Below are 24,415 nucleotides of genomic sequence, written 5' to 3' on the forward strand. Positions count from 1 at the left end.
AGAGGGTGCGCGGAGGCATCGAAAAACCGTGCGCTCCTAGTTGGCGGCGGTGAGATTCCCCTTGAACGTCACGTTACCGATGGTGAACTCCGCATCGTAGGCGGTGCTGGGGGACACAGCGTAGGGGAAGTTCAGGTTCGCCTTCGCCCCCACTCCGAGGGGCACGTCGAGACCCACGATGTAGTCCGGATCGGAAATCGTGAGCGGTTCCCCCTCCGAAAGCTCCTTGTTGCCGTCGTAGTCCTCAAATTTGTACGTGGCCTTCAGCGCGCTCGGCGGGAACGGTTGCTCGTTGTTGTTTTCCACCGTGACAACGACGGTGGTGCCACCGAAGTTACCCGCGGCAACGCTGACGAGCTTGTAGGTCAACCCGAGGCCCTCGTCGACGACCGGTTCGGAAAACTTTTCCACCGTCTTAGGCGCGACATCCTTGGGAGTGAACGACGGGGCAGCCTCAGTCGAGGTGGACACCTTCTCACTAACCGACGATTCTTGGGCACTGTTCCCGTCGTGTTTCTCGTCGGAGCAACCAGCTAGAACCAGCGCAGCAGACACAGTAACAGCTACCACAGAGGCGATCGGTCGGCGAAGATTCATCACGAAACGTCCATCCTTGAAATCCTTGGTCCACACGTACCAGAACTGAGCACGTGCACTTTAGCTTATTCTACCGACCCCACGTCGTGGGAATATGTGAGGTAGGGTGCGTGTTTGGTGATATGGCAATAATCCCCGGGCCCGGGGACAGCGGGTAGAAGGAGTATGTGTGCGTAGCATCCTACGAATTATTAGAAATGTCACAGCCCTGTGGCCCTTCTATGTGGGAGTGATCCTCGCCTCCCTTGTCACCGCGGCGCTCGGCCTGATTAACCCGTTCATCATGCGCGACGCGACTGACACCATCGTCTCCGTCGTTTCCGGCGAGCAGCCACTGGGTGACGCGAACACGCGGATCATCTGGCTGACCGTGGCAATCCTCGTCGTCGGACTTCTCAACACCGGCGTGCGCAACATCGGCGGCTATATCGGCGATGTCATGGCCGCGCGGATGCGACAGATCCTCTCCACGCGTTATTACGCGCAGCTGTTGTCCCTGCCACAGCGCTACTTTGATTCCCAGGTGACCGGCACGATCATCGCCCGGCTCGACCGGTCCATCACCTCTATCACGCAGTTCCTGCAGGCTTTTTCCAACAACTTTTTCCCGATGCTGCTCACGGTGGCGGCTGTCCTCATCATCACGGCGGTGTATTACTGGCCGCTTGCGGTCCTGCTGGCCATCATTTTCCCCATTTACATGTGGCTGACGGCGCTGACGAGCAAGAAATGGCAGCGCATCGAGGCAGCGAAGAACAGGGAAATTGACCTCGCAGGCGGGCGTTTTGCCGAGGTCATCAGCCAGGTCAAGGTGGTGAAGTCCTTCGTCACGGAGGTGGCTGAGCTCGTCGGCTTCTCCCGTCGCTACGGCAAGACGGTGACGCATACCCGCGAGCAGTCCCGCTATTGGCACCTCATGGATGTCGCACGCGGCGCGGCGATGGACCTCATCTTCTTGTTCATCTACGGCGTGCTCTTCTACCGCACTCTCCACGGCTATTTCAGCCTCGGTGACATGGTCATGCTTATCCAGCTGGTCACCATGGCGCGTCAACCGGTCATGATGATGAGCTACCTCGTAGACACGACGCAGCGGGCGATCGCGGGCTCCAAGGATTACTTCGAGGTGATGGAGGTGTCCCCCGAGCCGACGGCCAACGAGATCGTCGTCGATGCGACGGGTTCCTCCCACACGCTCGAGGCGCAGCCCCAGCACGCCACGCCCCTGGCAGCGGCCGGATCGACCGCCATCACTTTCGACGACGTGAGCTTCAGCTACGACGAGGGCGACGAGGTCATCCACAACATCAGCTTTGCTGTCCACCCGGGTGAAAAAGTTGCACTCGTTGGCGAATCCGGCGGCGGCAAGTCGACGCTGGTCAATCTCATCCTCGGCCTGTATAGGCCGACCGACGGCCGACTTACCATCAACGGGCACGATGTCACCGATGTTCAGGCAGAGGATCTGCGGGCATCCGTCGGCGTGGTGTTCCAGGATTCTTCGCTGTTTTCCGGCACGGTGCGCGAGAACATTGCCTACGGCAAGCCCGGTGCCACGGACGAGGAAATTATCGCCGCTGCCAAGGCCGCGTACGCCCACGACTTCATCGAGGCTTTCCCCGACGGCTATGACACTGTCATCGGCGAACGTGGTCTTCGCCTGTCCGGTGGCCAGAAGCAGCGCGTGGCTATCGCCCGCGCGATGCTGAAGGATGCTCCCATCCTCGTTCTTGATGAGGCGACAAGTGCCCTAGATACCAAGGCGGAGCAGCAGGTTCAGGCCGGGTTGGAGGCGCTGATGCGCAACCGTTCGACGCTCATCATCGCCCACCGTTTGTCCACGATTGCGACCGTGGACACGATCGTCACGATGGATAAGGGACGCGTGGACGAGATCGGCGCACCGGCGGAGCTGGCGGCCTCCGGTGGTATTTACTCCCAGCTCCTCGCCCTCACCTCCACGGCAACGGAGGAGAGCCGCAAGCGCCTGAAAGAATTCGGCCTCATCAACTAATCGCTCTGTGGGCAAGGCTCAGCAGACACAGTAGACACCGCAGGCACCCCAGGCACCGCAAACACAGTGAGCCAGGTTCCATGAGCACGGCAGAGGAATACAATCAAAAGTATGAAATGCCCAGACCTCAACACGCTCCGCCGCCGCCGGACGATGAAGTGGACAGCCTTCGAGCCAGATGTGCTGCCACTGTGGATCGCCGAATCAGATTTTGCCACCAACCCCTGCATCACCCAGGCTCTCCACCAGGCCATTGACGAGGAACAATTCGGCTATCCCCCGGCGGGAAACGAGGTAGCAGAGGCGCTCAGCCAGTTCTGCCAAGCCCGCTACGGGTGGCACGTCGATCCCTCCCGCATCCATCTGGCAACCGACGTCATGCAGGCGCTCATCGCAGCGCTCCGCTACATCGTTCCCGCAGGCCCCGTCGTGATCCCCACACCGAGCTACCCGCCGTTCTTCTTCGCTTGCCAATCAGCAGGGCGAGAGGTTGTCACCATTGACGGGTTGTCCCTCGACGCAGTGGAGGAGGCATTCCAGGACCACCACCCCGCAGCGTTCATTCTCTGTTCCCCACACAATCCGTTGGGGGTTGTCCACGAGCGGGATTACCTCATCCATCTGGCGGAACTCGCGGACCGGTACGACGTGCGCGTGCTTTCCGACGAAATTCACGCGCCTCTGGTCTACCCTGGCCACCATCACCGCCCCACCGCCAGCGTGTCCGATGTCGCCTCTGAGCGCACAATCACGTTCATGTCCACGTCCAAGGGGTGGAACGTCGCTGGCCTGCGCTCCGCCCAGATCATCCTCACCAACAACCACGACAATGACGCGTGGGGGAAACTCAACCCAAGCGCCGTGCCCCCACCATCGATTCTCGGGAACGTTGCGGCCGTGACCTGCTACACCGACACATCCTCGTTCCTCGATGACGAAATCGCGTACCTCGTGGAAAACCGAGACTATCTCCTCACCCACCTGCCCGAGGTTCTGCCCGGAATCGGCATGTCACATCCGGATGCGACCTACCTCATGTGGCTTGATTTCTCACAATGTGAGATCCTTGCGCTGCGCAACAATCCACAGCAGGTTTTGGCCGAGAAAGCGCGCGTCGGACTCAACGCATGCACTGGGTTCGGGGCAGTTCATGACGGGTTTGCGCGTCTCAATTTCGGGTGCGACCGGTCAACCCTAGCAGAAATGATAAGCAGAATTGGGAATACCTTTTAGGGATAAAATTTCACAAATTGCCTCCCACTGTGTAGGATACCGTCCCATACAGTGAAATAAAGGACATGGGGAGCCGTAGTCCGCCCCACCCATAGGCGGTAACCACGGCAAACCACTACCGAATCGACCCGATCTGACAAAGGGCACAGGGCCGGTAGGTAATCCGTCAGAGTGAGATTTTTGAGAGGACTGGAGTTCCTACCATGACTGCAAAGAATGCGTCAGCCGACGCAGCAACACCGACGATCCGAGGTGGAAAGTACTACATAACGCTCATCGTGGCGTCCATGATGCTGTTTTCCATGTACTTCGGCGCCGGTAACCTTATTTTCCCGCCGATGCTCGGCGCACACGCAGGCGAGGCTTTCACGCCCGCCATTATCGGCTTCCTTCTCGCCGGTGTGCTTCTTCCTGTGATTTCCGTCATCGCCGTCGCCGTGACCGGTGATTCCATCACCGACATGTCCAACCGTGGCGGCAAGGTATTCGGCATCGTTTTCCCGATCCTTGTGTACCTGTCCATCGGCGCTTTGTACGCCGTCCCCCGTACAGCCGTCGTGAGCTACGGCTCCGGGTTCGTCCCGATCTCGGGCGTGGACAACAAGGCCTCACTGGTCATTTACTGCATCGTTTTCTTCGTCATTTCGGCCGCCCTGGCATGGAACTCGAACTCGATCATCGACAACCTGGGTAAGTTCCTGACACCGGCGCTGCTGTTCCTGCTGGCCGTCATGATCATCATGAGCTTCGTCCGTTTGGACTCGCAGGCTCTGCCCCCAGCTGAGGACTATGCTGCCCCGATGTCCGCTGGCCTCATCCAGGGCTACGCCACCATGGATTCCCTGGCTGCCCTCGCCTTCGGCATTCTCGTCGTTACTTCCCTGCGGTACAAGCGCGTCGGCGAAGGCCCGCGCCTCGTCCGCTCCGTGTCCGCCGCCGCCATCGGTGCCGGCATTCTCCTGGCCCTCGTCTACATCGGTCTGGGAATCATCGGCAAGAACCTGGCTGATGGCCGCTCCTACAAGGATGGCGCGTCACTGCTTGCCGCATCCGCACATGAGATCATGGGCACCCCCGGCATGTACGCTCTCGGCGCCATCGTTTTCCTGGCTTGCTTGACCACCTCGGTCGGCCTTATCGGCTCGACCTCCGAGTTCTTCAACGAGATTGCCCCCGGCATCTCCTACCACGCGTGGGTGATCATCTTCTCCGTCATCGCACTGGGCATTTCCTCCCTGGGCCTGACCGCCGTGCTGTCCGTCGCCGCCCCGATCATCGGCTTCCTCTACCCGGCGGCCATGACCCTCGTGCTCATCACCCTGGTGGAGCCCCTGTTCGGCCGGAAGCTGTTCTGGACGTACCGCATCTCCCTGTATGTGGCCATCATTTGGGCCGGCCTCATGAGCCTGAATTCCCTCGGTTGGGGTTCTGCTGTCATCGAGCCGCTCATCAGCTGGGCACCGGGTCACTCCAACGACCTCGGCTGGTGGCTCCCGGTTCTGACAGCCGCTATCGTTGGCTTGATCCTGGACTTCACCACCCGTAAGAAGGAAGACATCCAGGTCGGTGTTGCCACCGTCCACGAGGATGAACCCGTGGAGGCAGCGGTTACCGCGTAAACCCCGACTTTTTCTCCCGCCTATACTGACGGCAGGCAGCCCACCGCAATTACTTTCGGTGGGCTGTGTGCTGTCTGAGGCGTGCTCCCAGCGCAGCTACCTTTCCTTCAATTACCCGGATCGTGCGGGCGAAGGTCTCGTCATCGGTTCCTGTCGGATCCGGTATCCCCCAATCCTCGTCGTATCCCCTGCCAATGTATGGGCACCCGTCCATACATCCCATGGAGATAATAATGTTCGGGTTCGGGATCTCCTCGATCGTCTTGCTCTTCTGCCTTGTCAGATCGATGCCGTACAGCTGCTTCATGAGCCGCACCGCGTCCTGGTTGAGGCTTCCGGAAGCGGCGACCCCCGCAGAATAGGCATCGCACACATCAGCCAGGCGGAGCCGCGCGAACGCCTCCGCGATCTGACTCCGGCACGAGTTATGCACGCAAATAAACGCGACGCGTGGCCTCGTTCCCACGCCATGCACAGTTCTCACACCATGCTCAGTTCCCACGCGGCTCACCCCCACTGGAGGTGTTGCTCACACTGGAGGTGTTGCTCACACTGGAGGTGCCCCTCACCTTTTGCCCGGTCGCAAAACAGCCCTTGGTTCTGTTCGCAAACGCCACGAGAGCCAGCATGACGGGCACCTCGGTGAGTACCCCCACGGTCGTTGCCAGAGCTGCCGGGCTGCCCGCGCCAAACAGTGCAACGGCGACGGCTACAGAAAGCTCAAAGAAGTTCGAGGCCCCGATCATTCCCGCCGGTGCAGCAATGTCGAACGGCAGTGCTATGACCCGGGCTCCCGCATACGCAAGACCGAAGATGACGACGGTTTGAATGATGAGGGGGACCGCGATGAGGGCGATATGAACCGGGTGCGCCAGAATCGTCTCCGCTTGGGAGCTGAAGATGATGACCAAGGTGGCCAGCAAACCAATGGTGGTCACGCCGTCGAAGGCCGGCAGGAACGTGTCCGCCAGGTACTTTTCTCCCCTCTTCCGGACGACTACCTGCCTGGTAACTACGCCGGCCACGAGCGGGATCACGACGAACAGGACCACGGAGAGGATGAGGACGGTATAGGGCACGTGCACGTCTGTTACCCCGAGGAGGAACGTGACGATGGGCACGAAGGCCACGAGGATGATGAGGTCGTTGGTCGCAACCTGAACAACCGTGTACGCGGGATTCCCCTTGACCAGGCTGCTCCACACAAAAACCATGGCCGTGCACGGCGCGGCGCCAAGCAGAACCGCGCCAGCAAGGTAGTCGGTAGCGAGATCCTTAGGGATGACTGCCGAAAACACAGTAAAGAGGAAGAAGGCGGTGATGGCATACATCGTGAACGGCTTGACCAACCAGTTGATCACCCACGTGAGGACGAGCCCACCGGGATTCTTCCCTACCGTGCGGACACTGGCGAAGTCCACCTTGATCATCATGGGGTAGATCATGATCCAGATGAGCACGGCGATAGGGATGGAGATCCCTGAAACAGTCAGCCTCCCCAGAGCGTCCGGGACGGCAGGCACGAGAGCACCGAGGGCGACACCTGCAAGCATGCAGAGGAGAACCCACACTGAGAGATATTTGTGGAAGAAGTCCATTAGCAGTCACCTCGGTGGGCCACATGACACAGGCAATCGGGGGTGTCAGAACACACGGCATTGAGCTCTCCTAGCAGCCATGTGAGGTTTTCTCGCCACAACGTGTAGTAGGTGTTTTTGCCGTCTTTTCGCCCCTTCACAATGCCGGCTTCCGTCAGCACTTTCATGTCGTAGGACAGCGTCGGCTGGGTGATGTGGAACTCTTCCAATATTTCGCACGCACACAGTTCCCCGCAGGACAACATATCCACAATCTGCAGCCGCTTGGGCTGTGAGAGGGCTGTTATCATGCCGGCGATGCGGGAATAGCGCTCTTCAGGTGCCACTGCCAACCTCCTATATATCGAAACTTTTCAATACGTAGGCTAGCACTCACATAGAATCCCTTCAATACATGTTCGGGGTGGGGGCACTCGACTTTTCAGAGCGGTGACTACTGCCCCTACCCCAGAACCAGCGCAATGACGAGCATGACAGGAAGCGCCGCCAGCGTGGTGATGACGGACACATCCCGAGCAAGGTGCGGTGCGGTGTTGTACTGCGAGGAGTACACGAACACGTTTTGCGCGGTGGGCAGCGCCCCCATGAGCCCCGCCGCGATGACACCGGCGGGATCCAGCCCCACAAGCGTAGCAATCCCCACCCCCACTACCGGGTGCAGTATGGACTTGGCCACGCTGAGTCCCGCCGCCTCCCGCCGGGAGACCGCCCCCTTTTCCAGGAACGTCGTGGAGGAGAGCGAAACACCGAAGAAGATGAGTGCGAGCCCCACAGCCGCATCGGATAACAGCTGCAGTGGATCAAAGATCATCGAGGGGATCGTCACGCCCGTGAGACTCACCGCGATGCCGATAGCCGCAGCGATGACGATGGGGTTCTTCAGTGGCGCCCACCGGTTGCGGCCGCGGGCGCGCGTGTCGCTGGCGTGCCTGCCCCGGGAAGCGTCGACAAGCAGCAGCGCAAAGGGAGCATACAGTGAGGTCTGAAACACGATGGCGAGGACGGCGGGGTGGGCGTCGGAAAGAATATAGACGGCAAACGGGATGCCGAGGTTCGCCGCATTGACGTAGGACGTGCTCATCCCCGCGAAGATCGCCCGGTCCCAGCGGGTCCGCCCGACGAGCCGGTAGCCCACCGCAACGAGGACAAACATCACCATTTCCGCAGCGACGATGACGAAGAACAGTGGGGAGAAGAGCTCCGCAGGGCGCGTCGTCGCCGTGTGCGTGATGATGAGCGCCGGGGTGGTCACGTTGAAGACGAGGGCGGAGAGAACCTTCTCCGCATGCGACCCAAGGACACCGGTCCGCGCGACAGCGAATCCGGCGACGATAATCAGCGCGACGACAGTAAAACCATGAATAACGTCTCCCACGATGGGCCATTATTGCACTCGTGCGCGAAGCGACAGGAGAAAACGGGGGGAAATATTCAAAAAAACGTGTTTTTAATTGCCGTTCGTTTTACCATGTTCCACATGTTTTCACTCCGGGCGACCGCGAGTGTCCTCACGGGCATCACGATCGCGACTGCGGCAACGGCGTGTAGCGCTGGCTACACGGCGACCCCCACAGCAACAAATCAGCAACAAGACTCCATCGTCGTCGGAACCTCCGGGCCACCTGCGAGCCTGGACTTCACCACCACCGGTGGCGCCGCCATCCCCTCGGCGCTCATGGGCAACGTGTACCAGACCCTCATCCAACTGGATGAAAAGGGCGACATCGTACCCGGCCTTGCCACTAGCTGGGAAATGTCCCCGGACGGCACCGTCTACACATTCCACCTCCGCGACGGCGTGACTTTCTCTACAGGGGAACCCTTCACCGCAGATACCGCAGCGTTTTCCATCACCAACGTGCAGGAAAACTGGACCAACGGAATGAAAAAGGGCATGGACGTGGTCGACCACGTCCGCGTTATTGATCCCCTCACCCTCGAAGTCACCCTGTCTCACCCGTCGAACCAGTGGCTGTGGTCCATGGGCACGCTCATCGGTGCCATGATGCACCCCGACCACGTGGACAAATTAGCAACCGAACCAGTGGGCACCGGCCCCTACACCATTGACAGCTTCGCCGTCGGCCAGTCCGTCGCGCTTAAAGAAAACCCGACCTACTGGGACGAAAAACCCCACCACTCCCACGCGGTGATTCGCTACTTCGCGGATGCCACAAGTTCCACCAACGCCCTCCTCAGCGGCGACATCGATATTCTCTGGGCCGCGCAGCAACCCGAGCTCGTATCCGGGCTCGTATCCGGTGGCAAGTACAACGTGCAGGTGGGAACCACCAACGGGGAGGTGCTGCTATCGATGAACAACAAGCGCGCCCCGTTCGACGATGTCCGCGTCCGCCAAGCCGTCATGTACGCCATCGACCGCCAAGCGGTCATCGATACCGCATGGGCAGGCTACGGCACGGATACCGGCGGGCAACCAGTTCCTCCCACCGATCCGTGGTACACGGAGAAGAACTACTACCCCTACGATCCAGACAAGGCGCGGGAGCTCATCCGCGAAGCGGGTGCCGAGGGCGCAAAGGTGGAATTCGCTGTCCCCAGCTTCCCCTACGCCATGAGCGCCTCCGAGATCATTGTCAGCCAGCTCCGTGACATCGGACTCGATGCCTACATCGTGGGCACGGAGTTCCCCGCCGTGTGGTTGAACAAGGTCATGGGCCAGGCCGATTACCAGATGTCGCTCATCGCCCACGTGGAGGCCCGCGACATCCCCCACCTGTTTGGCAACCCCGACTACTACCTCGGCTACGACAGCGAAAAACTGCGCGAGCAACTTAGCCTCGCCGACACGGGAACCCCCGAGGAAAACGTGCAGTACATGCGCGATGCGGTGGACACCATCATGCAGGATGCGGCAGCAGATACCGTGTTCAACTTCCCCAATATCGTGGTCACCAAGCCGGGCGTGACGGGCTTTAACCCCAACGTCGTGACGGAGGGCCTGCCTCTGGCGGATATGGAGGCAGACAAGTGATTAGACAGCTCCTCCGCATCGGGGTCCGCTTCGTGGGCACGGTTTTTGCTTCCTCTATCCTCATCTTTTTGGCGCTCCGCGTCGTCCCCGGCGACCCCGCCGAGATTGCCCTCGGCGTGAACGCCACCCCCGAACTCCTCGCCAAAAAACGCGCGGAACTCGGCACCGACCGGCCGCTTCTCACCCAGTACGTCGACTGGGTCTCCGGCCTGTTCACCGGTGATTTTGGAAAGTCCCTCACCAGTTCGCAGGACATCTCCCCGCTCATCACCGACCGCCTGCAGGTTTCCCTCATCCTGGTCACCACGGCGCTCATCATTGCGGTAGCCATCGCCGTCCCGCTGGGGATGTGGGCCGCCCTGCGAGCCCGCAAAATCGACGGTGTGCTCATCACGGCTGCCAGCCAGGTAGGTATCGCCATCCCCTCCTTCCTCGCCGCGATCCTGTTGGTGACGGTGTTCTCCGTACAGCTGGGGTGGCTGCCGGCCAACGGCTGGATGCCACCGGGATGGAATTTCGGCGCATTCGTGTCCAGACTCATCCTCCCCGTCCTCGCCCTCGCTGCCGTGCAGGCCGCGATTATCACCCGCTACGTTCGCAACGCCGTCCTCGATATTCTTAACGACGACTTCCTGCGGACGGCGCGCGCCAAAGGCCAGACCCGCTGGCAGGCTCTGGTCAAGGACGGCCTGCGCAACGCCGCCCTTCCTGTCATTACCGTCACCGGCGTGCAGCTGGCCGGTCTCGTGGTCGGCGCGGTTGTCATCGAGCGCGTCTTCGCCATCCCCGGCCTCGGCGCATTCCTGTTGGATTCCGTGACCAACCGCGACCTCCCCGCCGTCCAGTCCGCTGTCCTTGTCCTCGTCGTGTTCACGCTGGCTATTAACACCATCGTGGACCTCTGCTACACCATCATTGACCCCCGCGTGAGGAGGGTCCGCGCATGAAAAAACTCCAGCTTTACCTCGGCTCCGGCCTCGTCATCATCGTCGTCGCCGTCGCCCTTATCTCACTGGTGTGGACGCCCTACGACCCGATCCAGGCGTTCCCCCACTCCGCCTTGGAGGGCCCCTCGTGGGAACACCTCATGGGAACCGACCGCTACGGGCGCGACATCCTGTCGCGCATCATGGCCGGAAGCCAGATCACGCTCTTTGTCGGCTTTGTCGCCGTCACCATCGGCATGCTCGTCGGGGTGCCGCTCGGCATCATTGCCGGGATGAACAGGGATAGCGTCATCGAGCAGCTGATCATCCGCGGCGCGGACATTCTGCTCGCCTTCCCCGCCCTGCTCATGGCGATCATCGCCGGTGCGATGGTGGGTGCGAGCACGGGCTCGGCTATGGTGGCCATTGGCATTGCTTCCATCCCCGCCTTCATTCGCGTCTCCCGCGCGGGCACGCTGCGCGTGGTGACAGCCCCGTATATGGAGGCCGCCACGCTCGCGGGCAAGGGGGGAGTATCCAAGGCTGTGCACCACGTGCTCCCGAACATCGCTGGCCTCGTCATCGTCCAGGCCTCCATCGTATTTGCGCTGGCGATCCTCGCCGAGGCGGCCCTCAGCTTCCTCGGGCTCGGCACTCCCCCGCCAGATCCATCGTGGGGACGCATGCTGCAGGGGGCGCAGTCTTTCCTCTCCACCCAGCCGCTTTTGGTGGTGTGGCCCGGCATGGCTATTGCCCTCACGGTTTTGGGCTTCAACCTGCTAGGTGATGCCCTCCGCGACATCCTTGATCCGACAACGGGAGCAAACCGATGAGTCTTCTTAACGTTTCCCACCTCACCGTCTCCACCGCCTCCGGCCGTGACCTGGTCAAGGACATCACGTTCGCGCTGGATGTCGGCGAAAAGCTCGGCATCATCGGCGAGTCCGGTTCCGGCAAGACGCTCACGTCCTACGCCATCCTCGGCCTCCTCGCTGAGAATCTCCACGCCACCGGCTCCGCCACCTTTGCGGAGCGGGAGCTTATCGGCGCGCCGGAAAAGGAGGTTGCCCCTCTACGTGGTGACCGCATCTCGATCGTCTTCCAGGAGCCGTTGACCGCGCTGAACCCCCTGAAGCGCGTGGGCAAACAGGTAGACGAGGTGATGCTTCTGCACGGCACGGCGGACAAGGCCACTGCCGCCCAGCGCACCAAGGACCTGTTTGCGGAGTGCTCCCTGCCGGAACGCGCCTATGAGGCGTTCCCACATGAGCTTTCCGGTGGCCAGCGGCAGCGGGCGCTGATCGCCATGGCTGTGGCGAACAACCCGGATCTTCTCATTTGCGACGAGCCAACGACGGCCCTCGATGTTACTGTGCAGCAGCAGATCGTGGACCTTATCTCGCGGTTGACGGAACAGCGTGGCACGGCTGTGCTGTTCATTTCGCACGACATCGGCCTCGTTTCCCACGTGTGCGATTCCCTCATCGTGATGAAGGATGGGCATCTTGTGGAAAAGGGCGCTACGTCGACTCTCATCAGTTCTCCCGCGCACCCCTACACTGCCGGGCTCGTTGCGGCGACGGATCTCACCGCCCGCGACGAAAACGGCGAGTTCTACACGGTCTCCACGGCGGACACGTACGTCCCCGGTGTGAAGAAGGGCGTATCGGCAGCCCCGACGGAAACAGCAACGGCGGTTACAGAAACAGCAGAAACAGAATCAGCAGAAGCAGAAACAGCGGCGAGCACACACGGCCCTGCCCCGATTATCGTTGCTGAAAACGTGTCCAAGGTGTTCACCTCTAAGAAGCTCTTCCACCCGGCAGTAGAAAACACGGCATTGTCCGATGTTTCGCTCACTGTGACGCAGGGGATGCAGCTCGGCATCGTGGGCGAATCCGGCTCGGGCAAGTCGACGTTCCTGCGTCTCCTCTCCGGCCTCATTACGCCTACCAGTGGCACCATCACCCTGCACGGGAAACCGGTCGATCCGCGCACCGTGGGCAGGAGCGTGCAGATGGTATTCCAGGATCCGCGTGGCTCGCTCGACCCCCGGATGACGGTGGGTCGTTCGATTGCAGAGCCGGGAGATGTGTCCCGCGCTCGTGTGGAGGAGGTGTTAGCGGAGGTGGGTCTCGATCCGTCGGCCGCCGACAAGTATCCGCACGAGTTTTCGGGTGGCCAGCGCCAGCGCATCTCTATCGCTCGCGCGCTGTCCGTGCATCCGGAGGTTTTGCTTGCCGACGAGGCGGTTTCTGCCCTCGACGTGTCCGTGCGCGCCCAGATCCTGAACCTGCTCCAGCGTCTGTCGCGGGAGTACGGCCTGACCACAGTGTTTGTCTCCCACGATCTGGGTGTCATTCACGAGATCTGCTCGGATGTGGCCGTCTTCCAGGGTGGCCGCATCGTGGAACGCGGTTCCTCCGATGCCGTGTACACGAACCCCCAGCACGCGTACACGCAGCAGCTCTTGGATTCCCGGCTGACGCTCACCACATCGTAGGGGCTACCGCCTGTCTAGCTACGGGGCCAACAGGCTCCGTGCGAGCTGGGAGACATCTGCGGGCCAGTATTCCTCCGGCCGTGGGCGCAGGGTACCGGGGTAGGCCTTGCAGGTGTCGATAGTTTCCCGCCACCGTGCGGGGATCGCCTCGGCACCGTAAAGGCCACCCAGCAGCGCGCCGCAGATGGCGGCGTTTGTGTCGGTATCGCCACCCTGCCTCACCGTTCGGACGAGGGACTCTTCAATGCTGTCGCCGTGCGCGAGCTCGTACACGGCGTTGGTGAACGCGATGGTGACCCAGCCCATCTGCTGGACGAAGTCCGCCGGCGGTGCCTGCAGCCCGCGCTCAACCAGGTCTTCTACTTCTGGGGAGCCATACTCGCGCGCGACGGATTGGAGGGTGTCCACCGCCGCATCGCGGGTGAGGCCCTCGCGCACGATCCGCGTGAGGGTGAGAACGTAGGTGGCGTTCACCGCCGTGCACAGCGGGTTGATGTGCGTAATTTTCGCGTCTTCCGTGGCGGCCTCGGCGATCGATCCGTCGGCATCTGCCGGGCGGCCCGCGCCGAAGACGGCGAGCGGTGAAATCCGCATGAGGGCGCCGTTGGCCTGCGAATCCGGGCTCATATAGCCACCGGTGAGTGCAGCCCGGCACGTCTGCCCCACGGAGAAGGGTTCCGAGCGCATCCAGCGTTCGTAGGCACCACGAATATCGTCGAGATCGAAAGAGCCGAGGGAGACGAGCGACCGCGCGAGTGCCAGCGCCATTTCCGAGTCGTCAGTTGGCTGGCCTGCGAGGAGACCGTGGGGCCCGCCGTCGACAAGCTCCCGAACCCCATCCGGATAGTCAGCCTCAATCTCGTGCGGGGACATCCACTCCACGAGTGAGCCGAGGGAGTCCCCGATGAATTGGCCGTACAGCACCCCCTGTGCACGGTCTAAAAGAGCGTCGTTAGCGTCATTCTTGTCGGCGGGAATCATGACTACTGTCCTCACTGCCGGGCCACACACGATCACCGGCGATCAATGGAAGTGGTTTCTTTCCCCCAATCTACCGTTTTGCCTGGAAAGTGCGGTAGCTTATCTGCTTCTGCAGGTGCTAGCTGGAATATGGCCCCCAATATTCCGACATGATGTCGATGACGTGCTCCTGGTCTACCGAGAATTGGGTGTCCAAGGCCTGCAGGATATTGTCGTCCCGATGTTGTGCTGCGGCCGCTGCAGCAACCTGGGGATCCACCGTGTGAACTGTGGGCACACGACGGGGCATGAAATACGCTTCCATTGTTATCTCCAAGTACTCGAAGGGGTGCGGACACCCACTGGCCGTAAACAACGTACGCGTTTCAGCCTACCCCACTGACCCGACTCGCACGACGGGACGACGAGAACCTCGCACCTGTGTCAACCCGCCACAGCCACATGCACCCCCTCACACCACATAGTGAGACACATCACGGCACCTGCCTCCTCTTCCCCGCACACACCTCACTTCCTTCACGTGCAGGAATAAACGTTGTCATGCAGGATCACGGGCACAAAACTAACGTTGGCCGTGCATCCACGTGTCCGCCCCCTAACCCCAAACAGGGGACGCTACACTTTCGTAACTTACGGTTTCGTAGGTAAAGTTTTAGTCATCACCAAGCCGTCAAACAAAACCACATGAAAGGGAGACTTATCATGGCTTTCCACCCCACCTCAACACTTTCCCCCGAGGTGCACAAGGAGTCCTGGGAAAAACTCGGCAATGAGCACTTCGACCTCGTCATCATTGGCGGTGGCTCCGTTGGTGCCGGCGCCGCACTCGACGCTGCAACGCGCGGTCTGAATGTCGCCGTGATCGAGGCTCGCGATTTCGCCGCCGGCACCAGCTCCAGGAGCTCCAAGATGTTCCACGGTGGCCTGCGCTACCTCGCCATGTTCGACTTCGCCCTCGTCGCCGAATCCCTGCACGAGCGCGAGCTGTCCATGTCCGCCCTCGCTCCCCACCTGGTCACCCCGCTGCGTTTCCTCTTCCCGCTGACCCACCCCGTGTGGGAACGCGTCATGATGTTCTGCGGCTTCGCCCTCTACGACCTCATGGGCGGCGCAAAGACCGTGCCATTCCAGAAGCACCTCTCCCGCAAGGGTGCCCTGCGCCTGGCTCCGGGCCTGAAGAAGGATGCCCTCGTCGGTGGCGTGCGCTACTTCGACACCCTTGTCGACGACGCCCGCCACACGATGACCGTCCTGCGCACCGCCGCCCACTACGGCGCGACGGTCCGCAACTCCACCCAGGTCACTGGCTTTGAGAAGGACGGCGACCGCGTCACCGGCGTCCACGTCCAGGATTCCGACACCGGCGACACGACGACCATCCACGCAGACGCCTTCATCAACGCCACCGGCGTGTGGACCAACGAGATCCAGGAGCTCGCCGAGGTGGATGCCAAGTTCACCGTCCACGCATCCAAGGGTGTCCACATTGTGATCCCGAAGGACCGTTTTGAGGGAGACGCCGCCATTTGCTTCGTCACCGAGAAGTCCGTGCTCTTCGTGATCCCGTGGGGCAACTACTGGATCGTCGGCACCACGGACACCGACTGGGACATGGATCGCGCTGACCCGGCCCCGACGGCAACGGATATCAACTACATCCTCGACGAGCTCAACTCCCGCGTCTCTCGCCAGATCACCCACGACGATATTGTCGGCGTGTACTCCGGCCTGCGCCCGCTGCTCGCCGGCAAGTCCGACACCACGACGAACCTGTCCCGCAACCACGCGGTCGCCCGCGTTGCCCCGGGTCTCGTCTCCGTCGCTGGCGGTAAGTACACCACCTACCGCGTCATCGGCAAGGACGCCGTGGACAAGGCCGCCGAGGACATCAAGATCCGCGTCCCCGAGTCCGTCACGGATCACACGCCGATTCTCGGCGCCGACGGTTTCCAGGCCCTGAAGAACTCGCTGCCGGCCCTGGCCAAGCGCCTCGGCGTGTCCGAGAAGGTCGCCGACCACCTCCTCCACCGCTATGGTTCGCTTGTCGACGATGTTGTGGCCGCCGACCCGGACGGCCTGAAGCCGATCCCCGGCGCGCCCGACTACCTCGAGGCAGAGGTGCGCTACGGCGTCACCCACGAGGGCGCACAGCACCTCGAGGACATCCTCGCCCGCCGCACGCGCATCACGATGGAGTACGACCACCGTGGCATCGACTCTGCGGAGGCCGTGGCCGACATCATCGCCCCACTACTTGGCTGGGATGACGAGACCAAGCGGGCCGAGATTGAGTCCTTCACCTCCCGCATGAAGGGTCAGCTCGCCGCCGAGAAGGAGCTTACCGATGCGGCTGCGAATGCCCGTTTGGAAGAAGTCTCCGATCCGCGCACTCACCTCGACGAATCGCAGGATGAGCAGTAAAAACTCAATACCTCTGAAGGCCCCGCTACGAGCGGGGCTTTCGCCTTTCCAGAGAAAAAACCACATAAACACAGATAACTGGGCAAAAACCCACGACAAGAAAGTCCGCGTATGGAATTAACACCACTGTCCGCATTTGGCTGGGAGTTTTTTGGCACCGCCATGCTCCTCCTGTTTGGCAACGGTGTCTGTGCCGCTGTCAACCTTCGCACATCGGCCGCTAAAGGAACCGGCTGGCTCATGATCGCCTTCGGGTGGGGCCTCGGTGTGTTCATCGGTGCGTCGATCGCCGACCCCACGGGCGGCCACCTCAACCCGGCAGTGACGATCTGGGCAGCGATCGCCGGGAACCTGTCTTGGTCGCTGGTCCCCGCCTACATCGCCGGCCAGATGCTCGGCGCCATGGTCGGCGCCGGTGCCGCCTACCTCGCTTACAAGCAGCTGTTTGATCACCACGATGAGGCCATCCCCGGCGGAATCTTCTTCACCCGGCCCGCACATCCGCACAACGGCTGGAACTGCGTGACCGAGTTCATTGGCACCTTCGCGCTGTTGGCCTTCATCGCCTTCGGCCCGTCCGGCGGAGAGCTCGGCCCGCTGAGCTACTTCGGTGTCGCCTTCATCATCGTCGCCATCGGCCTCTCGGTTGGTACGCCCACCGGGTACGCCATTAACCCGGTCCGCGATCTCGGCCCGCGCCTCATGTATGCCTTCGTTCTACCCTTTAAGAACAAGGAATCCGCGTCATGGAATTACGCCTGGGTTCCGATCATCGGACCGCTGCTGGCGGCTGTTGCCGTCGGTCTACTGTCACTCGCCGTCTAACCCGCACTCCCGCACTCCCGAACTACAGATATTTCAATATCTTTCACCCACATAAAAGAAAGGTTTTACCGCTATGGGACGCAAGAAGTTCATCGCCGCACTCGATGCCGGCACCACCTCCACCCGCTGCATCCTGTTCGACCACGAAGGCACCGTCTGTTCCACCGGCCAGTATGAGCATGATCAGATCATGCCCGAGGCTGGATGGGTGGAGCACGACCCGATGAAGCTGTGGCAAAACGCCCGCCGCGCTATGGGGCGCGCCCTCACCGATATCGATGCCGATACCTCCGATGTGGTCGCACTGGGCATTACCAACCAGCGCGAGACCACCGTTGTCTGGGATAAGAACACGGGCGAGCCCGTGTACAACGCTATCGTCTGGCAGGACACTCGCACCTCGGCGATCTGCAAGGAGCTCGCCGGCGATGAGGGGATTGACCGGTGGCGCAAGAAGACGGGTCTCCGCATTACTTCCTACCCCGCTGGTCCGAAGATCACATGGATCCTGGACAACGTCGAGGGTGCCCGCGAGCGCGCAGAAAAGGGCGATCTCATCTTCGGCACAGTCGATTCCTGGCTCATCTGGAACCTCACCGGCGGCGCCGAGGGCAACGCCGAGCATGTCACGGACGTGACCAACGCGTCCCGCACCCTGCTCATGGATCTCGAAACCCTGCAGTGGGATGAGGAGCTCTGCGCCGCCATGGATATCCCCATGTCCATGCTGCCGGAGATCCGCCCCTCGGTGGGCGATTTTGGGCGCACCCGTGATGTGGGTCCGCTCGCCGATGTTCCGATCCGTGGTGTCCTCGGTGACCAGCAGGCCGCAACCTTCGGCCAGGCGTGTTTCCAGCCCGGCGACACCAAGAACACGTACGGCACGGGCCTGTTCATGCTACAGAACACGGGCAATAAGGCGACGTGGTCCGACAACGGCCTCATCACCACCGTCTGCTACCAGATCGAAAACCAAAAGCCCGTGTACGCCCTCGAGGGTTCCGTGGCCATCGGAGGTTCCCTCGTCCAGTGGCTGCGCGATCAGCTGGCAATAACTCCGAACGCCGCAGCGATCGAGTCGATGGCCCGCGAGGTTGACGATAACGGCGGTGTCTACATCGTCCCCGCGTTCTCCGGACTGTTCGCACCCCGCTGGCGCGACGACGCGCGCGGTGCCATCGTCGGACTCACCCGCTTCTCCAACCGCAACCACTTCGCCCGCGCCGTGCTCGAGGCGACGGCCTACCAGACACGCGAGGTCCTCGACGCGATGGTCGCCGATTCCGGCGTCGAGATCACCCGCCTGAAGGTCGACGGCGGCATGGTCAAGAACGAGCTGCTCATGCAGTTCCAGGCCGATATCCTTGGCACCGAGGTCGTTCGCCCGAAGGTGACGGAGACGACCGCCCTCGGCGCCGCCTACGCCGCCGGCCTGGCCATTGGTTTCTGGGATTCCCTCGAGCAGTTGAAGACGCAGGTGGACATCGACAAGGTGTGGGAGCCGCAGATGGAAAAGGAGAAGGTGGACAAGCTCTACCACGACTGGAACCGCGCTGTGGAGCGCACCTACGGCTGGGTGGAGTAACTGAGCTCCCCCGGCTAAACCCCAGATGCATTACCCCGGACGGTGCCCCGGACACTGTGATGTGCGATCGGTTCCCTGAAGCCGTGAGCAGGTCCCCGTGCCCGGGGTCTTCTGTTTCCTCAGACACCAGGCGGTATGGTGTTGCCTATGAATCCGCGTCTGACAGTCATCGGTTCTATTAACGCCGACCTCACCGTACATGCCACCCGCCACCCGGCTCCTGGACAAACTGTCCTCGGCACAGGCGGCGATATTTCTGCCGGCGGCAAGGGGGCCAACCAGGCCGTGGCCGCTTCTTTGCAGGGGGCGAACGTGCGCATGGTGGGTGCCGTGGGCAAGGATCCGTATGCGGAATCCGCCCTCACGAATCTGAAATCCTCCGATGTCTCCCTCGCCGACGTTGAATTCCTCGAGGGGCACACCGGCCTCGCCCTCATTACCGTCTCCGAGTCCGGGGAGAATACCATCGTCGTCGTGCCCGGGGCGAACTCCGCTATGGACGCGGAGCGCGTCGATGCCCACGCCGAGACAATCGCGGAAAGCGACATTATCTTGGTGCAGGGCGAGATCCCGGCCAGTGGCTTTTCGGCCGCCATTGCCCACGCCACCGGCCGTGTCGTCATCAACTTGGCCCCCGTCATTGAGGTCAACCGCGAGGATCTCCTCCGCGCCGACCCGCTCATCGCCAACGAGCACGAGGCCGGGGAAATCCTCACTCTCCTTGGTCTCCCCTCCCAGGCCACCCCCGAGGAGCAAGCCACCACCCTGCGCGCCGCCGGTTTCGCCTCCGTCATCATTACCCTCGGTGCCCACGGGTCTATTGTCAGCGACGCGTCTGGAACGACGCACATTCCGGCCGTCGCCGTCGAACCGGTGGAGACCACCGGCGCTGGAGACGCGTACGTGGGCACGGTCGCCGCGAAGCTGCTGGCCGGTGAGGGCCTTGTCGACGCTGCCCGCCACGCCACCCGTGTCGCCGCCTTCGCCGTCACCCACCGTGGCGCGCAGGCAAGCTACCCCGACATGGCCGACACCCTTCCCGGCGAGGTACCCCCGCGGGGCTAACACAAACTTAGGCTACCCTTCATTTTACTGTTTAACTTTTCCATTCTTATGTAAAATTGCTCTTGTCTCACAGACGGGCACGACACCTCCGTTCGTGCCCCTGCACGTCAAGTAAAGGAATGTCTATGACTATCGATAACAAGCTCCTCACTGCAATCAACGAGCAGGTCAACGCCGAGTTCCAGGCTGCCCTCATCTACCAGCAACTGTCGTACGAGATGGACGCTCTCTCCCTCCCGGGCCTCTGCGACTGGTTTGCTTCCCATGCCGTTGAGGAGCAGAGCCACGCAGCAAAGTTTGCGCAGCACCTCCTGGACCGCAGCGAGAAGGTTGCCCTCCACACCATCGAGGTTCCCTCGCTGACTATTAACAGCGCGCTGGATGCTTTCAAGGCAGCCTACGACCACGAGAAGAAGGTCTCGGCGATGATCCGCGACCTCGCACTCATCGCTGACGAGGTGAAGGATCTTGATTCCCGCTCCCTCATTAACTTCTTCCTCGACGAGCAGATCGAGGAGGAGGCAACCGTCTCCGAGATCGTCGACCAGCTCGAACTCGTCGGTTCCGACGGCTCCGGCATCCTCCGCATCGATGCCCGCCTCGGTGGGGAATCCACCAGCGAAGAGGCCTAACTTCGCTTGCTAGTGGCAAAAAGGGAACGCGCTTCGCGTTCCCTTTTTCTCTTTCTCCGCGCGCACGCTTGCTACACTGGCGAAACAACTATTTTCTACTTTTGTAAGTGAGCGCGTCTATGCCCACCTCCTCCGGTCGCTCGGAAAATCCCGACCGTAAAGACTTCTCCCAATACCCCCACGGCCTCCACCCCGCCCTCGTACCGGGGATCAGCGTCGACGATCAGCGCAACGCCTTCGGCGTGGACAAGGTTGTCGCCGGTGTCACCGGCATCCTGATCATTGCCTTCATCATCTGGGGCGTCCTCAGCCCCGCCTCCGTTGCCAGCGTGGCGGCGACGGCGTTCGGCTGGGCGATGCGCAATGTAGGCTGGCTCCTCAACGCCGTCTGCGGCCTCGGCATAGTGCTCATGGTCTACCTCGCGTGTTCCCGCTACGGCAAGATCAAGCTCGGCCGCGACGACGAGGAGCCGGAGTTTTCACGTTTTTCCTGGGTGGCGATGATGTTCGGCGCCGGCATCGGCGTGGGAATTTTCTTCTTCGGCCCCTCCGAGCCACTATCCCACTACATCACCCCTCCCCCGGAAACGGTCTCCCCGGAAACGCCGGCTGCCCTGCACATGGCGATGGCGCAGTCCCACTTTCACTGGGGTCTCGCCCCGTGGGCGCTCTACGCCTTCGTCGGCGCGGCGATGGCCTACTCCTGCTTCCGGCGCGGTCGCGTCTCTTTGATCTCGTCCACATTCCACTCGCTCTTTGGCGAGTCCCCCGCCGGCAGCATCGCCGGGCGGGTGGTCGATATCTTTGCCATCTGGGCAACGCTCTTCGGAACTGCCGCCTCCCTCGGGATCTCCGCCATCCAGCTCGGCGAAGGCTACACGATCATCTCCGGCGCAGGCGAGGTAACAAACACGATCCTCATCGCGATCCTCACCGTATTGACGGTGTGTTTCATCATTTCGGCGGTTTCCGGCGTGTCCAAGGGCATCCGCTATCTGTCCAACGCGAACATTACCCTCACTCTCGGACTCATCGTCTTCGTGTTCCTCACCGGCCCCACGTTGTTCCTCCTCAACCTCATCCCCTCCGGCACGCTCATGTATGTGGATGAGCTGCTCCCGATGCTCAGCAGGTCGCTGTCCTGGGGCGAGGACACGCTACAATTCCAGGCCTCCTGGACCGCCTTCTACTGGGCGTGGTGGATCGCCTGGACGCCGTTTGTGGGAATGTTCGTCGCCCGCATCTCCCGCGGTCGCACCATCCGTGAGTTCACTATCGTCGCCACGCTCGTGCCCACGGCGATTCTCATCTTCGCTTTCACGGTCTTCGGTGGCACCTCCATCAGTTTCCGCCGCGAGGGAAATTCGCTTTTCGACGGCTCCCACTCCGGCGAGCAGGTTTTGTTCGCCCTCTTTGGGGAGCTCCCCCTCCACCAGATCACGCCGTTCATTCTCATGGTCGTGCTGGCGATCTTCTTCATCACCTCGGCGGACAGCGCCTCGGTGGTGATGGGGACGATGAGCACCAAGGGCAACCCCGCACCGCCGAAACCAATCGTCGTTTTCTGGGGCCTGTGCATGATGGGAATCGCCGTGGTCATGCTCCTCGCCGGAGGCGAGGAGGCGCTCAGCGGACTGCAGTCCCTCATCATCCTCATGGCCCTCCCGTTCTCTGCGATCCTCATTGTCATGATGGTCGCCTTCCTCATGGATCTCCGTAAGGATCCCGCTGCCATCCGCTCCGACTACGCAAAAACGGCGGTGGCTAACGCCGTCCGCCGTGGTGTTGAGGAGCATGGAGATGATTTTGAGTTGTCTATTCAGTCAGCCCGCGACGGACGCGGCGCCGGGGCCGATTTCGACTCCGCCGATTCCAGCGTCACGGACTGGTACCAGCGGACGAACGAGGCAGGCGAACCCGTCGACTACGACTTCTCCACCGACACGTGGGCCGACGGGTACGAGGACTCCTCATCCGACGAGTAGCGCCCGCCGCTGGGCTGCTACTTCTTCACCGTGATTCGCCAGCCGGCGTCGCCGACCTCGTGGAAGTCAGTGACCTCATACCCCTCGTCGGCCGCCCACCGCGGGATGGATTCCGTAGCCTGCGTGCAATCGAAATCGATGCGGAGGCACTCTCCGGGCTCCAGTTCATTCATCGCCTGTTTCGCGTCGATAAGCGGGAAGGGGCAGACCGAGCCGAGCGTATCCAGAGCGAAGACCGCAGGTGCTACCTCCCTCAGTTCCGTCGCCGTGGCGACGGCCACAGCCGAACCGCCGAGGACAGGAGCGTTGAGATTGAAGGTACCTACGTGCTCGCCCTCAGACGTGGCAGGCACTGCCGGAGCAGCTGACTTCGTCGGCTTGAGCCAGATCTTTGCCGCCGTGAATACACCCGCGGCGATGGCCAGCAGCGCGACCCATCCCTGGTAGGTGAACAAGCTGGTCTGCACCATGCCGTTGCCCACCGTGCAGCCACCGGCCCACGCGGCACCAATACCCATGAGCGTGCCACCGACAATGGACTTCACCGTCTGCGTGGCATCCGGGACGCGCACCCGGAACTCACCGGTCGCCTTCGCTGCAATGAAGGAACCGACAAGAATCCCCAGCACGAGCATGACTCCCCAGTCCACACGGCCACTATCTCCGGTGACAATGAACTTGGTCAGGTTCGCCGTGGGGCTCGTAATGCCAAGACCATCATTGCGGCCGGCAGCGGCGGAAAGCGGCCAGGCAATAACGCCGAGGATGCCCACGAGCACGCCTGCAGTGTACAGGTGAAGCGGCTTCTTCCAGCCCCGCTGCAGGGAGACGGGTGTGGACTCGTTCTGCAGAAAGTACACGGCTAGTCCTGCGGTCAACGCGGCAAACGGGATTGCGAGCCACCACACGGACAGGCCCAGCGAACCGTGGATCGTGGTGAGGTTCACGGTCTTGTCGCGCAACCACGAGTTAAGACCGCCGAGGGCACCGGCCTTCATCGCGGCGGCTGACAGCCCGTAGAACAGGAGCGCGAACCAGCTACCAACCAAGCCCTCACCGGAGCGGTACCACGTACCCGAGGCACAGCCACCGGCAAGGACAATGCCAATCCCGAAGACAAAGCCGCCGATAACCACGGCGTAGGGCGCGAAGGGGTCGTATTCCGGCTGAATAACGCCGGCTGCGGTTAACCCCGCGATACCCACAGCGTGGATGGCGATCACGATGAGTAGTGCCGTGAACGGGCGCCACGTGTGTGCGAGGGAAATATCGCGCAGCATGCCTGTGACGCAGAATCTGCCCCGTTGCATGACAATGCCCAGCACAATGCCGAGCGCTATTCCGGTGATAATCACTGTGTCCTCAATTCTAAAATGAACCGTATTGTCTATTTTTTCTGAACCGTAGGGTTCATTTGTAGCATAAAATTTACCCCA

21 protein-coding genes are annotated in these 24,415 nt (G+C 61.6%); 13 read left to right on the forward strand and 8 right to left on the reverse strand.

The genetic code is table 11. The annotated features are described in order from the left end of the window. Window positions 1–36: 36 nt before the first annotated feature. Entirely contained in the window at window positions 37–597 is a 561-nt protein-coding gene (locus CGLUCO_RS09310; protein WP_231286067.1) for a hypothetical protein, read from the reverse strand. A gap of 169 nt (window positions 598–766) precedes the next feature. On the opposite strand from CGLUCO_RS09310, the gene CGLUCO_RS09315 reads away from it, so the two are divergent. The 3 genes from CGLUCO_RS09315 (at window position 767) to brnQ (ending at window position 5,463) form a co-directional block, all read left to right on the forward strand. After that, a complete protein-coding gene (locus CGLUCO_RS09315) occupies window positions 767–2,611 on the forward strand; it encodes an ABC transporter ATP-binding protein (protein ID WP_084036766.1) in 1,845 nt (614 codons plus the stop codon). 111 nt (window positions 2,612–2,722) lie between these two features. Continuing rightward, window positions 2,723–3,844, forward strand: a complete 1,122-nt coding sequence (locus CGLUCO_RS09320; RefSeq protein WP_084036764.1) for a MalY/PatB family protein — start codon at window positions 2,723–2,725, stop codon at window positions 3,842–3,844. Between the two features lie 203 nt (window positions 3,845–4,047). Beyond that, complete coding sequence (gene brnQ / locus CGLUCO_RS09325; protein ID WP_084036762.1) at window positions 4,048–5,463, forward strand: branched-chain amino acid transport system II carrier protein; 1,416 nt, start codon at window positions 4,048–4,050, stop codon at window positions 5,461–5,463. Between the two features lie 49 nt (window positions 5,464–5,512). Here the strand turns inward: brnQ and CGLUCO_RS09330 are convergent, their stop codons facing one another. From CGLUCO_RS09330 to CGLUCO_RS09345, 4 genes are all read right to left on the reverse strand, one after another. Next, complete coding sequence (locus CGLUCO_RS09330; RefSeq protein WP_232621999.1) at window positions 5,513–5,929, reverse strand: arsenate reductase/protein-tyrosine-phosphatase family protein; 417 nt, start codon at window positions 5,927–5,929, stop codon at window positions 5,513–5,515. Between the two features lie 25 nt (window positions 5,930–5,954). Beyond that, complete coding sequence (gene arsB / locus CGLUCO_RS09335; protein WP_084036760.1) at window positions 5,955–7,061, reverse strand: ACR3 family arsenite efflux transporter; 1,107 nt, start codon at window positions 7,059–7,061, stop codon at window positions 5,955–5,957. Next, complete coding sequence (locus CGLUCO_RS09340; RefSeq protein WP_331252797.1) at window positions 7,061–7,387, reverse strand: ArsR/SmtB family transcription factor; 327 nt, start codon at window positions 7,385–7,387, stop codon at window positions 7,061–7,063. Before CGLUCO_RS09340 ends, arsB begins: the two co-directional genes overlap by 1 nt. Before the next feature lie 116 nt (window positions 7,388–7,503). After that, complete coding sequence (locus tag CGLUCO_RS09345) at window positions 7,504–8,436, reverse strand: AEC family transporter (RefSeq protein WP_005395353.1); 933 nt, start codon at window positions 8,434–8,436, stop codon at window positions 7,504–7,506. A gap of 102 nt (window positions 8,437–8,538) precedes the next feature. Between CGLUCO_RS09345 and CGLUCO_RS09350 the strand changes: the two genes are divergently transcribed. The 4 genes from CGLUCO_RS09350 to CGLUCO_RS09365 are packed head-to-tail and all read left to right on the forward strand — an operon-like array spanning window position 8,539 to window position 13,485. Beyond that, window positions 8,539–10,056 carry an ABC transporter substrate-binding protein gene (locus CGLUCO_RS09350; RefSeq protein ID WP_198481488.1) on the forward strand — a complete coding sequence of 506 codons (1,518 nt, stop codon included), beginning with the start codon at window positions 8,539–8,541 and terminating at the stop codon, window positions 10,054–10,056. Next, the gene (locus tag CGLUCO_RS09355) at window positions 10,053–11,003 is read left to right on the forward strand and encodes an ABC transporter permease (RefSeq protein ID WP_084036756.1); all 951 of its coding nucleotides are present in this window, start codon (window positions 10,053–10,055) and stop codon (window positions 11,001–11,003) included. Before CGLUCO_RS09350 ends, CGLUCO_RS09355 begins: the two co-directional genes overlap by 4 nt. Then, entirely contained in the window at window positions 11,000–11,815 is an 816-nt protein-coding gene (locus tag CGLUCO_RS09360) for an ABC transporter permease (protein ID WP_005395350.1), read from the forward strand. The genes CGLUCO_RS09355 and CGLUCO_RS09360 overlap by 4 nt, the downstream gene beginning before the upstream one ends. Further along, window positions 11,812–13,485, forward strand: a complete 1,674-nt coding sequence (locus CGLUCO_RS09365; RefSeq protein WP_005395348.1) for a dipeptide ABC transporter ATP-binding protein — start codon at window positions 11,812–11,814, stop codon at window positions 13,483–13,485. Before CGLUCO_RS09360 ends, CGLUCO_RS09365 begins: the two co-directional genes overlap by 4 nt. A gap of 18 nt (window positions 13,486–13,503) precedes the next feature. On the opposite strand, the gene CGLUCO_RS09370 is transcribed toward CGLUCO_RS09365, so the two are convergent. After that, window positions 13,504–14,466: an ADP-ribosylglycohydrolase family protein gene (locus CGLUCO_RS09370; RefSeq protein ID WP_084036754.1), complete on the reverse strand. Its 963-nt coding sequence runs from the start codon at window positions 14,464–14,466 to the stop codon at window positions 13,504–13,506. 118 nt (window positions 14,467–14,584) lie between these two features. Continuing rightward, the gene (locus CGLUCO_RS09375; protein ID WP_231286028.1) at window positions 14,585–14,755 is read right to left on the reverse strand and encodes a hypothetical protein; all 171 of its coding nucleotides are present in this window, start codon (window positions 14,753–14,755) and stop codon (window positions 14,585–14,587) included. 413 nt (window positions 14,756–15,168) lie between these two features. Between CGLUCO_RS09375 and CGLUCO_RS09380 the strand changes: the two genes are divergently transcribed. The 6 genes from CGLUCO_RS09380 (at window position 15,169) to CGLUCO_RS09405 (ending at window position 22,979) form a co-directional block, all read left to right on the forward strand. Continuing rightward, entirely contained in the window at window positions 15,169–16,887 is a 1,719-nt protein-coding gene (locus tag CGLUCO_RS09380) for a glycerol-3-phosphate dehydrogenase/oxidase (RefSeq protein WP_232621998.1), read from the forward strand. A 111-nt stretch (window positions 16,888–16,998) separates the two neighbouring features. Beyond that, the gene (locus tag CGLUCO_RS09385) at window positions 16,999–17,712 is read left to right on the forward strand and encodes an MIP/aquaporin family protein (RefSeq protein ID WP_084036750.1); all 714 of its coding nucleotides are present in this window, start codon (window positions 16,999–17,001) and stop codon (window positions 17,710–17,712) included. 73 nt (window positions 17,713–17,785) lie between these two features. Continuing rightward, complete coding sequence (gene glpK / locus CGLUCO_RS09390) at window positions 17,786–19,297, forward strand: glycerol kinase GlpK (protein ID WP_070740064.1); 1,512 nt, start codon at window positions 17,786–17,788, stop codon at window positions 19,295–19,297. A gap of 147 nt (window positions 19,298–19,444) precedes the next feature. Then, complete coding sequence (locus CGLUCO_RS09395) at window positions 19,445–20,362, forward strand: ribokinase (RefSeq protein WP_198481487.1); 918 nt, start codon at window positions 19,445–19,447, stop codon at window positions 20,360–20,362. A gap of 119 nt (window positions 20,363–20,481) precedes the next feature. After that, window positions 20,482–20,994 carry a ferritin gene (locus CGLUCO_RS09400; protein ID WP_005389237.1) on the forward strand — a complete coding sequence of 171 codons (513 nt, stop codon included), beginning with the start codon at window positions 20,482–20,484 and terminating at the stop codon, window positions 20,992–20,994. A 119-nt stretch (window positions 20,995–21,113) separates the two neighbouring features. Beyond that, on the forward strand, window positions 21,114–22,979 hold the full coding sequence (locus tag CGLUCO_RS09405) for a BCCT family transporter (RefSeq protein WP_084036746.1): 1,866 nt from the start codon (window positions 21,114–21,116) through the stop codon (window positions 22,977–22,979). Window positions 22,980–22,996: 17 nt separating this feature from the next. Here CGLUCO_RS09405 and CGLUCO_RS09410 read toward each other — a convergent pair whose 3' ends face one another. Then, window positions 22,997–24,334: a YeeE/YedE thiosulfate transporter family protein gene (locus CGLUCO_RS09410; RefSeq protein WP_084036744.1), complete on the reverse strand. Its 1,338-nt coding sequence runs from the start codon at window positions 24,332–24,334 to the stop codon at window positions 22,997–22,999. Between the last annotated feature and the right edge of the window lie 81 nt (window positions 24,335–24,415).

Origin of the sequence: Corynebacterium glucuronolyticum DSM 44120 (assembly GCF_030440595.1) — a bacterium.
Classification (GTDB): Bacteria; Actinomycetota; Actinomycetes; order Mycobacteriales; family Mycobacteriaceae; genus Corynebacterium; species Corynebacterium glucuronolyticum.

What these genes read in the sequence shown, in the direction of transcription:
- CGLUCO_RS09310 (WP_231286067.1), bottom strand. Translation starts at nt 597, where the DNA reads ATGAATCTTCGCCGACCGATCGCCTCTGTGGTAGCTGTTACTGTGTCT.
- CGLUCO_RS09320 (WP_084036764.1), top strand. Translation starts at nt 2,723, where the DNA reads ATGAAATGCCCAGACCTCAACACGCTCCGCCGCCGCCGGACGATGAAG.
- brnQ (WP_084036762.1), top strand. Translation starts at nt 4,048, where the DNA reads ATGACTGCAAAGAATGCGTCAGCCGACGCAGCAACACCGACGATCCGA.
- arsB (WP_084036760.1), bottom strand. Translation starts at nt 7,061, where the DNA reads ATGGACTTCTTCCACAAATATCTCTCAGTGTGGGTTCTCCTCTGCATG.
- CGLUCO_RS09350 (WP_198481488.1), top strand. Translation starts at nt 8,539, where the DNA reads ATGTTTTCACTCCGGGCGACCGCGAGTGTCCTCACGGGCATCACGATC.
- CGLUCO_RS09360 (WP_005395350.1), top strand. Translation starts at nt 11,000, where the DNA reads ATGAAAAAACTCCAGCTTTACCTCGGCTCCGGCCTCGTCATCATCGTC.
- CGLUCO_RS09365 (WP_005395348.1), top strand. Translation starts at nt 11,812, where the DNA reads ATGAGTCTTCTTAACGTTTCCCACCTCACCGTCTCCACCGCCTCCGGC.
- CGLUCO_RS09370 (WP_084036754.1), bottom strand. Translation starts at nt 14,466, where the DNA reads ATGATTCCCGCCGACAAGAATGACGCTAACGACGCTCTTTTAGACCGT.
- CGLUCO_RS09375 (WP_231286028.1), bottom strand. Translation starts at nt 14,755, where the DNA reads ATGCCCCGTCGTGTGCCCACAGTTCACACGGTGGATCCCCAGGTTGCT.
- CGLUCO_RS09380 (WP_232621998.1), top strand. Translation starts at nt 15,169, where the DNA reads ATGGCTTTCCACCCCACCTCAACACTTTCCCCCGAGGTGCACAAGGAG.
- CGLUCO_RS09385 (WP_084036750.1), top strand. Translation starts at nt 16,999, where the DNA reads ATGGAATTAACACCACTGTCCGCATTTGGCTGGGAGTTTTTTGGCACC.
- glpK (WP_070740064.1), top strand. Translation starts at nt 17,786, where the DNA reads ATGGGACGCAAGAAGTTCATCGCCGCACTCGATGCCGGCACCACCTCC.
- CGLUCO_RS09395 (WP_198481487.1), top strand. Translation starts at nt 19,445, where the DNA reads ATGAATCCGCGTCTGACAGTCATCGGTTCTATTAACGCCGACCTCACC.
- CGLUCO_RS09400 (WP_005389237.1), top strand. Translation starts at nt 20,482, where the DNA reads ATGTCTATGACTATCGATAACAAGCTCCTCACTGCAATCAACGAGCAG.
- CGLUCO_RS09405 (WP_084036746.1), top strand. Translation starts at nt 21,114, where the DNA reads ATGCCCACCTCCTCCGGTCGCTCGGAAAATCCCGACCGTAAAGACTTC.